Origin of the sequence: Bradyrhizobium sp. YCK136 (assembly GCF_044570075.1) — a bacterium.
Classification (GTDB): domain Bacteria; phylum Pseudomonadota; class Alphaproteobacteria; order Rhizobiales; family Xanthobacteraceae; genus Bradyrhizobium; species Bradyrhizobium diazoefficiens.
In genome coordinates this window covers 1,978,091-1,992,025 of the sequence record NZ_CP172424.1, presented here as the reverse complement: position 1 = coordinate 1,992,025, position 13,935 = coordinate 1,978,091, and the positions used below count along the sequence as shown (strand labels likewise).

The 13,935-nt window shown below is 66.0% G+C and carries 14 protein-coding genes; all 14 read right to left on the bottom strand.

Annotated features, from left to right (window positions below; genetic code table 11):
* Positions 1-278: 278 nt before the first annotated feature.
* From ACFLEY_RS09380 to ACFLEY_RS09315, 14 genes are read right to left on the bottom strand one after another with little or no spacing between them, the layout of a single operon-like run.
* Positions 279-1,646, bottom strand: a complete 1,368-nt coding sequence (locus ACFLEY_RS09380; protein WP_060908767.1) for a sensor histidine kinase — start codon at positions 1,644-1,646, stop codon at positions 279-281.
* A complete protein-coding gene (locus tag ACFLEY_RS09375; protein ID WP_060908768.1) occupies positions 1,621-3,078 on the bottom strand; it encodes a sigma-54 dependent transcriptional regulator in 1,458 nt (485 codons plus the stop codon). Before ACFLEY_RS09375 ends, ACFLEY_RS09380 begins: the two co-directional genes overlap by 26 nt.
* Complete coding sequence (locus ACFLEY_RS09370) at positions 3,075-4,775, bottom strand: hydrogenase maturation protein (protein WP_211434079.1); 1,701 nt, start codon at positions 4,773-4,775, stop codon at positions 3,075-3,077. The genes ACFLEY_RS09375 and ACFLEY_RS09370 overlap by 4 nt, the downstream gene beginning before the upstream one ends.
* A 9-nt stretch (positions 4,776-4,784) precedes the next feature.
* Positions 4,785-5,825 carry a hydrogenase expression/formation protein HypE gene (hypE, locus tag ACFLEY_RS09365; protein ID WP_060908770.1) on the bottom strand — a complete coding sequence of 347 codons (1,041 nt, stop codon included), beginning with the start codon at positions 5,823-5,825 and terminating at the stop codon, positions 4,785-4,787.
* Positions 5,822-6,964 carry a hydrogenase formation protein HypD gene (gene hypD, locus ACFLEY_RS09360; RefSeq protein ID WP_060908771.1) on the bottom strand — a complete coding sequence of 381 codons (1,143 nt, stop codon included), beginning with the start codon at positions 6,962-6,964 and terminating at the stop codon, positions 5,822-5,824. The genes hypE and hypD overlap by 4 nt, the downstream gene beginning before the upstream one ends.
* A complete protein-coding gene (locus ACFLEY_RS09355; RefSeq protein ID WP_011089667.1) occupies positions 6,961-7,197 on the bottom strand; it encodes a HypC/HybG/HupF family hydrogenase formation chaperone in 237 nt (78 codons plus the stop codon). The genes hypD and ACFLEY_RS09355 overlap by 4 nt, the downstream gene beginning before the upstream one ends.
* The gene (hypF, locus tag ACFLEY_RS09350; RefSeq protein ID WP_060908773.1) at positions 7,197-9,458 is read right to left on the bottom strand and encodes a carbamoyltransferase HypF; all 2,262 of its coding nucleotides are present in this window, start codon (positions 9,456-9,458) and stop codon (positions 7,197-7,199) included. Before hypF ends, ACFLEY_RS09355 begins: the two co-directional genes overlap by 1 nt.
* The gene (hypB, locus tag ACFLEY_RS09345; protein WP_060908774.1) at positions 9,455-10,363 is read right to left on the bottom strand and encodes a hydrogenase nickel incorporation protein HypB; all 909 of its coding nucleotides are present in this window, start codon (positions 10,361-10,363) and stop codon (positions 9,455-9,457) included. The genes hypF and hypB overlap by 4 nt, the downstream gene beginning before the upstream one ends.
* Positions 10,363-10,704 carry a hydrogenase maturation nickel metallochaperone HypA gene (gene hypA / locus ACFLEY_RS09340; RefSeq protein WP_011089670.1) on the bottom strand — a complete coding sequence of 114 codons (342 nt, stop codon included), beginning with the start codon at positions 10,702-10,704 and terminating at the stop codon, positions 10,363-10,365. Before hypA ends, hypB begins: the two co-directional genes overlap by 1 nt.
* Positions 10,697-11,785, bottom strand: coding sequence for a nickel-dependent hydrogenase large subunit (locus ACFLEY_RS09335; RefSeq protein ID WP_060908775.1), 1,089 nt, complete (start codon positions 11,783-11,785; stop codon positions 10,697-10,699). The genes hypA and ACFLEY_RS09335 overlap by 8 nt, the downstream gene beginning before the upstream one ends.
* Positions 11,782-12,294, bottom strand: coding sequence for a [NiFe]-hydrogenase assembly chaperone HybE (gene hybE / locus ACFLEY_RS09330; RefSeq protein ID WP_060908776.1), 513 nt, complete (start codon positions 12,292-12,294; stop codon positions 11,782-11,784). The genes ACFLEY_RS09335 and hybE overlap by 4 nt, the downstream gene beginning before the upstream one ends.
* A complete protein-coding gene (locus ACFLEY_RS09325) occupies positions 12,291-12,500 on the bottom strand; it encodes a rubredoxin (protein ID WP_011089673.1) in 210 nt (69 codons plus the stop codon). The genes hybE and ACFLEY_RS09325 overlap by 4 nt, the downstream gene beginning before the upstream one ends.
* Entirely contained in the window at positions 12,497-13,360 is an 864-nt protein-coding gene (locus ACFLEY_RS09320; protein ID WP_011089674.1) for a hydrogenase expression/formation protein, read from the bottom strand. The genes ACFLEY_RS09325 and ACFLEY_RS09320 overlap by 4 nt, the downstream gene beginning before the upstream one ends.
* On the bottom strand, positions 13,357-13,803 hold the full coding sequence (locus ACFLEY_RS09315) for a hydrogenase accessory protein (RefSeq protein ID WP_060908777.1): 447 nt from the start codon (positions 13,801-13,803) through the stop codon (positions 13,357-13,359). The genes ACFLEY_RS09320 and ACFLEY_RS09315 overlap by 4 nt, the downstream gene beginning before the upstream one ends.
* Positions 13,804-13,935: the final 132 nt, after the last annotated feature.

The window sequence follows — 13,935 nt, the reverse complement described above, 5'->3', positions numbered from 1 at the left end:
GGGAAACGCGCCCAGGAAATCCATGGCCGCCCCTTGCTCTGTGTCAGCCTCAGGACAGCGAATTTCCAGGAGGCGCGGAGAAGGCTGGTGGTTAACCTCGGATGGGCAGTGGACATCGTTCAAGCTCCCGGCCTTGAATCGCCAGGGAGCAATTGAGCCGCCGGTGGTCAGGCAGATGAGAAAAGTCTTGCTTGCTGCAAAGCGCCGCGCCGACACAGGCGAACTCACGTCCTGAGGACGTATCGATAGCCTTCGTTAGAGAGCTGCGCGCCAGGTGTTTACGCAGCCGGCAAGGCAAAAGAGAACGTCGCGCCGCCGTCCGGCTCATTCGCGGCGAGAAGCTCGCCGCCGTGCTCGCGCACAATGCCGTAACTGATCCAGAGGCCGAGTCCCGTGCCCTCGCCGACCCGCTTGGTCGTGAAGAACGGCTCGAAGATGTGGCTGATGTGATCCTTGTCGATTCCCGGACCGTTGTCCGAAATCCGGAACAGGATCTCGTTCCCCTTGCGCGCCGCCGAGACGACCAGCCGCGGCAATTCGGTGTCGCGCATCGCGTCGATCGCGTTCTCGACGAGATTGACGATGACCTGGTGCAACTGTCCCTCGTTGCCGGAGATCCAGAGTTCCGGCTCGAGCTCCATCTGCAGGTCGATGCGCACCTGCTTGGTGCGGACGGCCCACAGCACAGCGGTGTTGATCAAACGCTCGATATTGACGCGCTCGACCTCGCCGAGCTTGCTGAAGGAGAGCCGGCGCAGATTCTTCACGATCTCGCTGATCCGGACCGCCCCCTCCATGGTGCCCTCGATCAGCGGGCCGAAATCCTCCATGACCTCGTCGATGCGCAGGCTCTTCTTCAGTGCGGCGAGGTCGCTCGCCCGGCCCTTGCCGTGGATCGCGTCGAGATAGGCGACGATGGCCGCGCGGTAGCGGATCAAGGTGTGAATGTTGCCGTAAACGAAGCTGATCGGATTGTTCAATTCGTGCGCGACGCCGGCGACGAGACGGCCGAGGCTCGCCATCTTCTCCTGCTCGACCAGCTGCCGCTGGGCGCGCTGCAATTCCTGATGGGCCTTGTGCAGCGCCTCATAGGCGCGACGCAGCTCGCCGATCGGCCGCCCCGTCAGCACCACGCCGATAAAGCGGCCGCGATGATCGTGCCGCGGCGAACTGTTGATCGCGAACAGATCGGTGCTGCCGCCGTCCGTCGCAAACCTCAATTCACCGTCGACGACGTCGGGCGTGCCGCGCGGCTTCAATAGCGGCACCAGCTTGGCACCGTCGGCGGCATCGATGACGTCGGCGATGTTCCTGCCGATCACGTCCCCGACGCTGCGGCCGAGCGCATGCTGGAACGCGGAATTGACCTGCTGCACCATCCCCCTGGCGTCGCAGACGATCAGGATGTCCGAGACGGATTCGATGACGTTGGTGACGAAGGCCTGCGCCTCCTCGAGCTCCGCGTTCTTGTGCTCGAGGTCGACCTCGTAGCGCAACAGGTCCGAATAGACCTCGTCCATCTTGCGGATGACTTCGATCCAGGCGCCTTCGCGCTCGCGGTCGAACTCGATCGCGCCGCCGCTGGTGACCAGCTTGAGCAGCGAATCCGCCTCGCTCGCTTCAGGAGAATGCGTCGCCTTTGGCATTTTTTCTCAGATCATACCTGGACAGCTTGTTCCTGAGCCCTACCCGTGAGAGACCCAGCTCGCTGGCGACACGACTGATGTTTCCGTCGTTCCTCTCCAGGCAGTTCATGATAACCGACTTCTCGAGATCCTCCACCTTGTCTTTCAGCGAGGCCGATCCGTTCAGCCTGCCGTGGGCCGGCATCGGCGCGGATCGCTTCCCATTGCGGCGGCCGAGCAGCGGCGGGGTGCGCAGCTCGTCTTGGTCGGCGAGCACGGCCATGCGCTGGATCTCGTTCTGGAGCTCGCGGACGTTGCCCGGCCAGTGATATTTGCCGAATTCCTCCAGCGCCGAACGCGCGAAGCGCAGATTCGGCCGGTTGAAGGAGCTCTTGACCGCCGACAGCACGCCCTCCGCAATCAGCGGGATGTCCATCGGGCGCTCGCGCAGCGCCGGCATGTGCACCGGGAATGCGGCGAGGCGGTAGTACAGGTCGCGCCGGAAGCGGCCGGCCTCGACCTCCGCCTCCAGGTCGCGATTGGTCGCCGCCACCACGCGAACGTCGACCTTGCGCACGCGCTGCGCGCCGAGCGGCCGGATCTCGCTCTCCTGCAGCACACGCAGCAGCTTGACCTGGAACGCCGGCGAGGTCTCGCCGATCTCGTCGAGGAAGATGGTGCCGCCATCGGCGACCTCGAACAGGCCGATGCGATCCTGGTAGGCGCCGGTGAAGGCGCCCTTCTTGCAACCGAACAGCTCGCTTTCCAGGAGCTCGTCCGGCAGCGCGCCGCAGTTCTCGACCACGAACGCCCTGTTGGCCCGCGCCGAGCCGTAATGGATGGCGCGAGCCAGAAGCTCTTTGCCGGTGCCGGATTCTCCGGTGATCAGAACCGAGATATCGTAGTCGGCGGCGCGCCTGCCGAGCTCGATCACGGCGTGCATCGGGCTTTCCGTCGAATGCACGATGCGGTCGAAATCGTAGAGCTGCTTGGCCACTCCGCGCTTGACCGAGACGACCTTCTTGATGTGCCCGGAGGTCGCCTTGACGTCGACGCCGGCGGTCTCGGTCTCCTTCTGCAGCCGATAGAGCTGAACCGCCTCCTTGACGGTTTCGACCAGCTGGTCCGGCTGCCAGGGTTTGGCGATGTATTGATAGATGCCGGCCTCGTTCAGTCCCGCGATAATATCCTCGGACTCCGAATAGCCGGAAATGATCATCCGCACCGGATCCGGCCAGAGCTCGCGGACGCGCTTCAGGAAGCTCACGCCGGATTCGTGCGGCATCCGCTGGTCGCAGAGGATCGCGTGGACGATCTCGCCCTCCAGCAGCTTCTCCGCATCGGTCGCGTTGCCGACGCAGAGCACCTCGAAATCCTCCCTGAGCACGCGCCGCAACGCTTCCTGCGAGCGGACCTCGTCGTCGACGACGAGAATGGTTCCCTGAATGCTCACGATGACACCGCCATGCCGACAGGCCGACCTGGCGCACGCCTGATACGGTGACCTGCGATGGTCAGCGGCGTGCGCGACTTCGGTACCTTATGGATGAAATTGTAGCGCGCGACATGATAGCTCGGATCGAAGCCGTAGAAATTCAGCTTCATCCGCCGCAGCTCCTCGTCGCGGTAGGATTGCAGGGGCTTTTCGGCCTCATCGGCGGCTCGCCGCTGCTGCTTGGCGGCAAGGCGCGCGGCAAAGCCGGCATCCGACGCCATGGCTGCGCCGCTCTGCACGAGGCTTGCGTCGGCGAGCCCCTCGCCCGACAGCACGCGGTCGACGATGGCGAGGCGCCGGGCTTCCGCCACGCCCATCGGGAGCCGGCATTGCGTGATCCGGGTTGCGTTCACGGCCCCCGCACGGCGCGGCAGCAGATAGGTCCAGTATTCCGAGCCGTAGAGATTGCCCATGTCCTTGTAATGCGGATTGAGGATGATCTGGTCGCTCGCCCAGACCTCGTCGGCGGCAAGACTCAGGAACACGCCGCCCGCACCCGCATTGCCGCGAATGACCGAGACGACCAGGCGATCGGTGGTCTCGATGATCGCGCGGGCGAGATCGTCGATCGCATTGATGTTGCGCCAGGACTCGTCCGCGGCGCTTTCGGCTGCCTCGATCTCGGCAAGATGGATGCCGTTCGACCAATAGTCGGGGCCGCCGGTCAGCAGCAACACCCTGGTCGGGCGTTCCAGCGCAGCGCGATAGGCGCCGAGCAAGGCTTCGCAGTCACCGGTCGCCATGGCGCCGTTAAAGAAGGAGAACGCGAGCTCGCCGACCTCGCCATGCTCGCGATATCGGATCGGGGCGTAGCCGCAGCCAGGCCGGTGCGGCAAATACGCCGCCTCCGCGGCGAAGACTTTCGCCGCGGGCAGCTTCAGGCTCTTCGGCGCGAGTCGCTTGACATGGCCGATCCAGACCGCGCCATCGACCGTGGCACGCGCCAGCGCGCCTTCGCATTGCGCGATGACTGTGCCGGGCACGCCGGAGATATCGTGCGCTTCGTGCGCATCGAACAGCCTGACCTCCTGGAAGAACAGGCTATCGACGAGGCCCGGCATGCCATCGGCGCTGTTGATCTTGCGCAGCACGGTCATGGTGCTGTCGTGCTGCCAGTCGATCGTCCGGTCCGCCTGATGGCAAGGTCCGCGCACGCGAATGCGCGGGTCACCCGCCTGCATCGGCTGCGGGGCAGCCTGTCCGGCTTCGATCGCAGCGACCGCTTCGAGCACGGCTGCGACCGCGCAGGAGGTTAGCTCGTTGCGGTAGATGCTGGACTTGGCCGCGCACCGCATCGGGAAGCTGCGGAACGACCAGACCGGACCGGCATCGAACTCGCCATCCGCCTGTAGCACCGTGACGCCCCACTCGGCGACGCCTTCCAGAATCGCCCAGTCGAGCGCGGCGGGACCGCGGTCGCCGGGCGGCCCGGGATGGACGACCAGGCAGCGCACGCTCCGCCAGACGTCGTCGGGGATCGCGCGCTTCAGGAACGGCGCGATCACCAGGTCCGGCCGATGCAGCGCCACGCTCTCGCGCGTGACGTCGGCGTGGATGTCCAGCTCGACCGAAACCTCGTGGCCGCGCTCGCGCAACTCGACATGGAGCCGCTGCGTCAGGCTGTTGAAGGAGTGCGATAGCAGCAGGATGCGCATCTCGAAGCCTCAACAGATTCTCGGCAGTTGCTCGCCCGACAGCCAATCGACGATTCGACCGCCGCCGAAGCTCGTCGCCATCTGCACGAAATGATGATCGTCGGCAACGGCCTCGCCAATGTCGGCGGCGTCGCGGCCGAGCGGATGCGCCCGCATCGCGGCCAGCACCGCCCCGGCGGCCTCCGGCGCGACGATCGCGACCAGCTTGCCCTCATTGGCGACGTGGAGCGGATCGAGTCCAAGCAGCTCGCAAGCCGCAGCCACGCCCGGCTTCACCGGGATCGCCTCCTCGAGGAGATGGAAGCCGAGGTTGGACTGCTGGGCGATCTCGTTCAGCGTCGCGGCGAGCCCGCCGCGCGTGGGATCGCGCATCAGGCGGATGCCATGACCGCCGGCCTGCACCATCCTGGCGACGAGATCGTGCAGCGACGCCGAGTCCGAGACGATCTCGGTCTCAAAAGCGAGATTCTGCCGCTTGGACATGATGGCGACGCCGTGGTCGCCGAGCGTGCCGGAGATCAGGACGCGATCGCCGACGCGGGCCTTCTCGGCCGACAGATCGAGCCCGTCAGGCACGACGCCGACGCCCGCGGTCGAGATGAACAGGCCGTCGGCCTTGCCGCGCTCGACCACCTTAGTGTCACCGGTGATGATGTGGACGCCGGCGTCGCGCGCCGCCGCCCCCATGGACTCTGCGATCAGCTTGAGGTCGGCGAAGCGAAAGCCCTCCTCGATGATGAAGCTCGCCGAGAGATAGAGCGGCTTCGCGCCGGCCATGGCGATGTCGTTGACGGTGCCGTGCACCGCCAGCGAGCCGATATTGCCGCCGGGAAAGAACAGCGGTGAGACCACATAGCCGTCGGTCGTCATCACCATGCGCCCGGCGCCGACGTCGAACGCCGACTGGTCGTTGCCGCGCGCCAGCCATTCGTTGCCAAAGGCCTCGTGGAACAGGCCGGAGATCAACTGCGCCATGGCGCGGCCGCCCGAGCCGTGGGACAGGTCGACGCAGCCGTTCCTGATGTCGAGCTTGCGCTGATAGGCCTTCATGACGCCCGCCTCTGCTGATGATCGCGGAAGCGGCCGTAAGTCCAGTGCGCGGCGCAGGCGCCTTCGGAGGACACCATGCAGGAGCCCATCGGCGTCTCCGGCGTGCAGACGGTGCCGAACAGCTTGCAATCCACCGGCTTCTTCACACCGCGCAGGATCGCGCCGCATTCGCAGGCCGGATTGTCGTCGACGCGCAGCTCGTTCATGTCGAAGCGGACCTCCGCGTCGTATTTCGCGTAAGCGCGCTTCAGCTTCAACCCGCTATAGGGCACCTGCCCGAGCCCGCGCCACTCGAACTGATCGCGCAGCTCGAAGACGTCGGACACTTCTTCCTTGGCGCGCAGATTGCCGTCGCGGGTCACGGCGCGGCTGTACTGGTTCTCGACCTCATGCCTGTGCTCGTTGACCTGCCGCACCAGCATCAGGATCGCCTGCATCATGTCGAGCGGCTCGAAGCCCGCGATCACCACAGGCTTGCCGAACTCCTCGGCGAAGAACTCGTAAGGCGCGGTACCGATGATGGTCGAGACGTGGGCGGGTCCGACAAAACCATCGATCTCGACGCGGCCGATGTTGCGGATGTCCGGGCTCTCCAGGATGTTCTGCATCGCCGGCGGCGTCAGCACGTGGTTGCAGAACACGCTGAAGTTTTCGAGTTGCTTCTTCCCGGCCAATCGGATCATGACCGCGGTCGGCGGCGTCGTCGTCTCGAAGCCGATGGCGAAGAACACCACCTCGCGCCCGGGATTGTCCTCGGCGATCCGGATCGCGTCGATCGTGGAATAGACCATGCGGATGTCGGCACCACGGGCCTTCGCCTTCAGGAGCGATGCGCCCTGCGAGCCCGGGACGCGCATCAGGTCGCCATAGACGCACAGGATGATGTCTGGCCGCTCGGCGAGCCGGATCGCCATGTCGATGCGCCCGGCCGGCAGCACACAGACCGGACAGCCGGGCCCGTGGATCATCCGCACGTTCTTCGGCAGCATGTCCTCGAGGCCGTAACGCGAGATCGCGTGGGTATGGCCGCCGCAGAATTCCATGAAGCGATAGGGCTTTCGCGGATCGGCTTCCGCGCGGATCGCTTTGGCGAGCCCGAGCGCGATCTCCTTGTCGCGAAACTCATCGGCATATTTCATGACGCGGCTCCCTGTCCCTCGGTGCTGAGCTCGCGCAACAATTCGAGCGTCCGCCTCGCCTCCTCCGGATCGATCTTGGTCAGGGCGTAACCGACATGGATGATCACGTAGTCGCCGACGGCGAGGTCCTCGATCAGGGCGACCGAAATTTCCTTGCTGACGCCGTCGATGGAGACGATCGCCATCTCGTCGGGCAGGAGTTTTGTGACCTCAGCGGGTATCGCGAGACACATCAGGCGGTTCCTTCCTGGCCTTGCGGTTCGAGGAGTTTGAGTGCGGCGATCCAGGCCTGCCCGAGGCTGAGACCGCCGTCATTGGGCGGCATTTGCCGCGGCAACAGCGGCGAGAGACCGGCAGCGATACAGCCGCGCTCAATCTCGGAACTGAGGATCGCGTTGAGAAAGCAGCCGCCGCTCAAGGCGACGGTCGTGATGCCGGTCTCGCGCGCCGCGCGGCCGATCCAGTCGACGCAGGCGGCGGCGAGCGTGCCGTGGAACAGCCCGGCCCCGTCGACTGGATCGATGCCCTCGGCCGCAAGCTGCGCAAGCAACGGAAACAGGGACAGCACCCCGTCCTCGATCGTCCAGCCGTCTTTCATGGAGCGCGGCGTGCGAACATGCGCCTCCAGCTTCATCGCGGCTTCGCCCTCGTAGCTCTGCACCGGGCAGAGACCGAGCAATCCCGCCGCCGCGTCGAACAGCCGGCCGGCGCTGGTCGTCACCGGCACGCCCGGCCGTTCGAGCATGGCGCAGAGACGTGCGGCCTGCGGCTGCGCCGCGAAACGGGTTGCGATCGCATCGCTGCGGCGAAGGCCATGCAGCACGCTTGCGGCCATGCGCCACGGCTCGCGCGCGGCACGATCGCCACCCGGCAACTTCATTGGCGCCAGATGTCCGAGCCGCCGGAACTGCGCGCTCTGGCACAGCAGGAGCTCGCCGCCCCAATTGCCGCCGTCGCTACCCTGGCCGAAGCCGTCGAGCACCAGCGCCAACGCAGGTCCCGTGAGGCCATGCTCCGCCATGACGGAAGCGGCATGGGCATGATGGTGCTGGACCGCGATCAGCCGCTTTCCGCTCGCTTCGGCGAAGCGGGTCGAAGCCATGTTCGGGTGCAAATCATGGGCGATAACCACCGGCTCGACGTCCAGCGTCGACAGCAGATGGCCGACGGTTTCCTCGAAGAAGCGGACGCCTTCCGCGGTGTCGAGATCGCCGATATGCTGGGAGACGAAGGCCTCGTTGCCGCGCGTGACCGTCACGGTCGACTTCAGCGCGCCGCCGACGGCCAGGATCGGCGGCACGGTCTGCGCGAGACGAACCGGCTCGGGCACGTAACCGCGGGCGCGGCGGATGAACCGCGTCCGCCCGGCGACGACCGCCGCCACGGAATCGTCGGCGCGCGTGACGATGTCGCGGTCATGGGTGACGATGAGATCGGCGATGCCGGCAAGGCGCAGCTCCGCCTCGCGATTGTCGAGCAGAAGCGGCTCGCCGCCGGGGTTGGCGCTGGTGGCGACGGTCGCCCAACTTTCGCCGGCCCGCTTATGCACCGAATTCAGCGCCTCGAAGATCAGGTGATGAAGCGGGGTGACCGGCAGCATGATGCCGATCCGCGACAGCCCCGGCGCAATCGCAGGCGCGAGCCTATGGCGGGACGTCATCAGCACGATCGGCCGCGGCGCCATTTCGAGCAACGCAAGCTCGGCAGCGTCGGCATCGGCGATGCCGGCGACCGCGTCCACCGAGCCGACCATCACGGCAAACGGCTTTTGATCGCGCTCCTTGCGCTGCCGCAGCCGCTGCACGGCCGCTTCGTCACGGGCATCGCAGATGAGCTGATAGCCGCCGAGCCCCTTGATCGCGACGATTTTGCCTGCGGCAATCGCGGCGGCGATCTCCTCGATTCCGTGGCTGAGCCTTGGGCCGCATTGCGGGCAGGCGATCGCCTCGGCGTGGAAGCGGCGGCTCCTGGCGTCGGCATAGTCGTCCGCACAGGCCTTGCACATCGCGAAGCGCTTCATCGCGGTGGTGGGGCGATCGTAGGGCAGCCGCTCGGCGATGGTGTAGCGCGGACCGCAATGGGTGCAGTTGACGAAGGGGTAGCGATGAAACCGGCTGGCGGGATCGAACAGCTCACGCAGGCATTCCGGACAGGTCGCCGCATCGGCGACGATGCGCGTCGATACCCTGCCCTGCTTGCTGGCGCGGATGCAAAACTCCTCGCTCGCCATGGCGCCGACCGGGTGCACCGAGATCTCGTCGATGCGGGCGAGCGGCGGCTTTTCGAGCGGCAGCGCCGCGACGAAGTCCGACGCGCGCTCTCCTTCCACCTCGATGATGACGCCGTGGGGATCGTTGGCGACGAAACCGCCGAGGCGATAGCGCGTGGCGAGGCCGTAGACATAGGGACGAAAGCCGACACCCTGCACCGCGCCACGCACATGCAGGCGCAGCCGCCGTCCGTCCAGTGCTGTAGCCTCGCCGCCCATCGTCATTCCGCCGCCGTCATCGCGGCCGGCCTCGTCGCCTCCATCCGCCTGCGAATCCAGGCATAGAACGCCGCAAAGCCTTCGCCGGTGCGCGCCGACACCGTCAGCACCTCGATCTTCGGGTTGACCCGCCGCGCATATTCGATGGTCCTGGCGAGATCGAAATCGAGCACCGAGGCGAGATCGATCTTGTTGATCAGCATCAGGGACGATGCGGCGAACATGTCAGGATATTTCAGCGGCTTGTCCTCGCCCTCGGTGGTCGAGAACACCACGATCTTGCAGGCTTCGCCAAGATCGAACGCTGCCGGGCAAACGAGGTTGCCGACATTCTCGATGAAAAGCAGCCCGCCGTTCAGCCAGGGCAGCCGGTCATAGGCCTCGCCGACCATGGCGGCATCGAGATGGCAGCCCTTGCCGGTGTTGACCTGGATCGCCGGCACGCCGGTCGCGCGAATGCGCTCGGCATCGTTGGAGGTCTGCTGGTCGCCTTCGATCACGCCGATCGCAAAACTGTCCTTCAGCTCGGAGACGGCACGGACCAAGAGCGAGGTCTTGCCGGCGCCGGGGCTCGAGACAAGGTTGAAGGCAAGCACCTCGTCGGCGCGGAAGCGGGCGCGATTGTCGGCGGCGAGCCTGTCGTTCTTGCCGAGGATGTCGCGCTCGACCTGGATGATGCGGTCGCTGCTCATGCCGGCGATCTTCTGGCCGGCCGGATTGGCGCCGCAGTCGAGCAGCCCGGTGTCGCCGTGGGCGTGATCGTGGTGATGATGGTGGTCATGGTCATGACCGTGGTGGTGGTGATGATGCCCGTCGTGACCATGATCGTGGTCATGCCCGTGATCATGATGATGATCATGGGCATGTTCGATGGACGCCTTGCCGTCGCTGCAGCCGCAGACCGTACACATCAGTCGACCTCCAATTCCCTCACGCGCATCTCTTCGCCGCCCGTCACCTGCAATTGATAGCCGCCGCAGGACGGACACGGCTCGTATCGCTGCTTGATCTCGACGCTTTTGGAACAGGCCATGCACCACGCCGTGCCCGGCGTCTCGACGATCTCGAGTTTGGCGCCTTGCGCGATGGTCCGCGCGGCGACGGCCTCGAAGCAGAATTGCAGGGCCTCCGGCGCGACATGGCTGAGCGCACCGATCTCGAGGCAGACGACGTTCACCTTGGCGAAAGCGCGCTTGCGCGCTTCCTCCTCGACGATGCCAATGATGCCTTCGCACAGCGCCATCTCATGCATGGCCGGCCTCGCGAAAATCCAGGCTGAAGCCGACGCAGGGATCGAAGGAACCGACCAGCGCGCGAACCGCATCCTGGCCCGGTCGGCCGGCGGCGAGCGTCGCGCCCTTGAGGCTTTGGACCAGTGGACCGCGGGCGTGAAAGTTCCACTCGGTCGGCGCCAGGAATTCGAAGTTGACGATGCGATCCTCGTCGTCGAGTACGACGGCGTGATAGAGCCGGCCGCGCGCGCATTCGACCGCGGCCGCGCCCTTGCCGGCGCCGAGCCGATAGCTCGCCACGATGCCGTGTTCGAGATCCGCGTCGCCGTGATCGAGCCAGGTGCAGAGCTGCGCGACCTCGGCAATGCGCGCCCTCAGGCGCGCGGCGGGGCCTGCGGCCGTCGCTGAAATCTCTTCGCGGTGCGCCCTGCGTGCCCAGACGCCGGTTTCCGGAATCTGGCCGCAGAGGTCCGGCGCATCGGAATAGGCCGCCCCGTCCGCCAGCAGACGCGCGACGATATCGAGATCGTCCGCCGCCGTCAGGAACGATGGCTCGGCCACCGGCTGCGACACCAGCCTGCCATCGCATCCCTCGACGGAAGCTGCGAGCGCGCTGCCCGACGCAAGCGCATGGTCTTCGGAGATCCCCAGCGTGTCGACCGCGGTCCTGATCTGCGCGACCGCATCGCGACGCAGGGCCTGCGGCACGGCCTCGCTCGGACCGCCGAGGAGCGCACTCGCCTGCATCACGGTGCGCACCGCCACAGCGCTTGTGCCGTCGAGCGCGCGCCGTCCGACGAAGAGGCCGCGCAGCAATTCGGTCAGCCGTTCGGCGACGACCACGGTGAGGCGATGCCGCACCGTCGCGGGCGCCGCCTCCTGCCCTTGCGCAGCTTCCACTGCCGACAGGAATGCGACCTGATGGGCAACCGAGCAGAGCGAGAACAGCCGCGGCAGCACCGGGAGCAGCGAGGCCGCCGGCTTTCCCGCAAACAGGCGCGTCAGCGGCGGCCGGCTGCGCGGCTGGATCGCGACGTCGGCGATCGTGGCGCCGGAGAGCCACACCGTAATGTCGATTTCGTTGCGGAACGAGAGGCTCATCCGCGCCGCTCCGTCAGGGTACCCCGCAGGAAGTTACGCCGATCGATCGGGGTTGTCGCGGGCTCGCGGCGGCGAACCGCCTCCTCGCTGTCGGCCGGCAGCATCAGCTCGGCAAGCGCGGCTTCAGCCGTCGCCCGCGCGGCGTCCATGTCGGCGAACTGGAACATCGGCGAGAACAGCGAGCAGCTCGCGATCCGGCCGATTTGCCCGACCTCGCTGCTGATGGTGAACTCGATATCGCCCGCGGGAAAACGAATACGCGCAGTCGCGCCCGAGGTGGCCTGTGCCACCGCGCTCGCCGGCAGCACCACGTTCATGAACCAGGGCGTGACCATGATGCCGACGATCGTGCCGTTGAAGGCGCGGAATCCGACCGCTTCGACGCCGAGCGCATCGTTGTAGATCGGCAGATCGCGCATGGCGCGCTCGCCGATCTCCCGATAGCTTCCGGCCAGGAGATCGCCCCATGCTACGGCGTCGGCGTCCGGATTTGGCGCGCTCCCGGTCATGATTCGATCGCCATGAACTTGGACTTCGGGGCGTCGCAATTCGGGCAGTGCCACTCCTCCGGCAACGCCGCGAACGGCGTGCCGGGCGCGATCTGCGCCACATCGTCACCGTCAGCCGGATCATAGACGGTCCAGCAGATGCCGCATTCCAGCCGCGTGACGTCGGTGACGTCCTGGCGCACGCCAAAATTCTCGAAGGCGCTCATTTGAAATAGGCCTCGATGATTTCCTTGAGCCGCTCGGCGGAATCCTCGAAATCCTCGTCCGCGGCCAGCGCAACGGTCGGCACGCCGCCGACTTCGAGCGTATCGAGAATGATGGTGTCCATGGCGTTGAAGAACTGCACGGACCAGACATTGCGGATGCCCGTGGACAGCACGCGGCAGGTGCCGTAGCCGCGCGACACCAGTTGAATCGGTCCGTTCCGGATCGTGTCCTGCAAAAAGCTCATGTCGACCGGGCTCATCGGCAACAGCGTGAAATTGATGATCTGCGAGCGGATGCCGGGCCGCCACGCGAGCGCGCGCTCGCGGATCTCGGCGAGCACCGGCAGCACGTTCATGGCACCCTCAGGCACCTGTCCGATCTCGAAATCAGCGGATGTCAGGTCGGCGGCCGCGCGCTTGACGATCTCCGGGACGGCGCCGATCTCGAGATATTCGTGGTTGGCGTCGGTCTCGAGCCGCACGCGCCAGATCCCTGCCAGTACCGATTCCTGGATCTGCGCCAGCGATCCATCCGGCAGCGCGACGACGCCGGCGACCTCGCCTTCGCCGAGCACGTCGGCAATGAGCTTGCTCTCGAGATCGTTGAGATTGGCGAGCCGGAACAATTGCGACGGCGCGTCGGCTTTCTGGCCCGCGATCGCATCTGCGATCCGCGAGAGCAGCGCGACCGCGTTTGGGCAGCTCCTGGCAAGCTCCGCGCTGTCGAGCGTTGCAAGCTTGGCGAGCGCACCGGCCGCCGTGAGGCTTCCTTTCGATGCATTGAGACTCTCTTCGCCGATCGGAAACACGCTGACCGGTTGCTCGGCGCCTTCGGGCGCATCCCAGAATCCGACTTTCATAACTCGACACCTTGTGTGCGGTGCTGGGGCACGATGGTGACGGCCACCGCGGCGCTTTGCCCGCGCGGCCGGTCGATCAGCTTGGTGATGCGGTCGACATAGACTGACCAGTCCTGGATCTTGGCGATCAGCCCCAGTGTCTCGCCCTTGGCGACGAAGATCAGCGTCGGCTGCACGCGGACGCCAAAACGCTGGCCGAGCGCGCTCTCGTCGCCGCGCGCGATGACCGCACCGCGCAGCCGGCCACCGAATGCGGCGATCAGCTCCGGCAGCACCACAGCGACGTCGGTCGCCTCCGGAAAGCGGTTGGGATCGCCCGCCGACAGCAGCACGGCGATCGCACCAGCCTCGTCTGCTGAGCCAAGAAAATGTTCAACCGTCGCGGCATCGACCTCATTCAGGCCGTGCCGCGTCAGATCATGCTTCCCCACCTGGAATTCCATTGGACCTCCCCTGACAAGCTTATGAATTGTTCGGGATAGGGGTTAGCAAGGCATGTGCCAGGATATGTTAGCGACTTTCCGGGTTTATCTCATTGACCTACATCAGATATTTTATTGCGCGCGGATGACGCA

Coding starts and splice junctions, on each gene's coding strand:
- hypF (WP_060908773.1), bottom strand. CDS start 9,458: ATGACGATGGGCGGCGAGGCTACAGCACTGGACGGACGGCGGCTGCGC.
- ACFLEY_RS09325 (WP_011089673.1), bottom strand. CDS start 12,500: ATGAGCGCCTTCGAGAATTTTGGCGTGCGCCAGGACGTCACCGACGTC.
- hypE (WP_060908770.1), bottom strand. CDS start 5,825: ATGAAGGCCTATCAGCGCAAGCTCGACATCAGGAACGGCTGCGTCGAC.
- ACFLEY_RS09315 (WP_060908777.1), bottom strand. CDS start 13,803: ATGGAATTCCAGGTGGGGAAGCATGATCTGACGCGGCACGGCCTGAAT.
- ACFLEY_RS09320 (WP_011089674.1), bottom strand. CDS start 13,360: ATGAAAGTCGGATTCTGGGATGCGCCCGAAGGCGCCGAGCAACCGGTC.
- hypB (WP_060908774.1), bottom strand. CDS start 10,363: ATGTGTACGGTCTGCGGCTGCAGCGACGGCAAGGCGTCCATCGAACAT.
- ACFLEY_RS09370 (WP_211434079.1), bottom strand. CDS start 4,775: ATGCGCATCCTGCTGCTATCGCACTCCTTCAACAGCCTGACGCAGCGG.
- ACFLEY_RS09355 (WP_011089667.1), bottom strand. CDS start 7,197: ATGTGTCTCGCGATACCCGCTGAGGTCACAAAACTCCTGCCCGACGAG.
- ACFLEY_RS09380 (WP_060908767.1), bottom strand. CDS start 1,646: ATGCCAAAGGCGACGCATTCTCCTGAAGCGAGCGAGGCGGATTCGCTG.
- ACFLEY_RS09335 (WP_060908775.1), bottom strand. CDS start 11,785: ATGAGCCTCTCGTTCCGCAACGAAATCGACATTACGGTGTGGCTCTCC.
- hypD (WP_060908771.1), bottom strand. CDS start 6,964: ATGAAATATGCCGATGAGTTTCGCGACAAGGAGATCGCGCTCGGGCTC.
- hypA (WP_011089670.1), bottom strand. CDS start 10,704: ATGCATGAGATGGCGCTGTGCGAAGGCATCATTGGCATCGTCGAGGAG.
- hybE (WP_060908776.1), bottom strand. CDS start 12,294: ATGACCGGGAGCGCGCCAAATCCGGACGCCGACGCCGTAGCATGGGGC.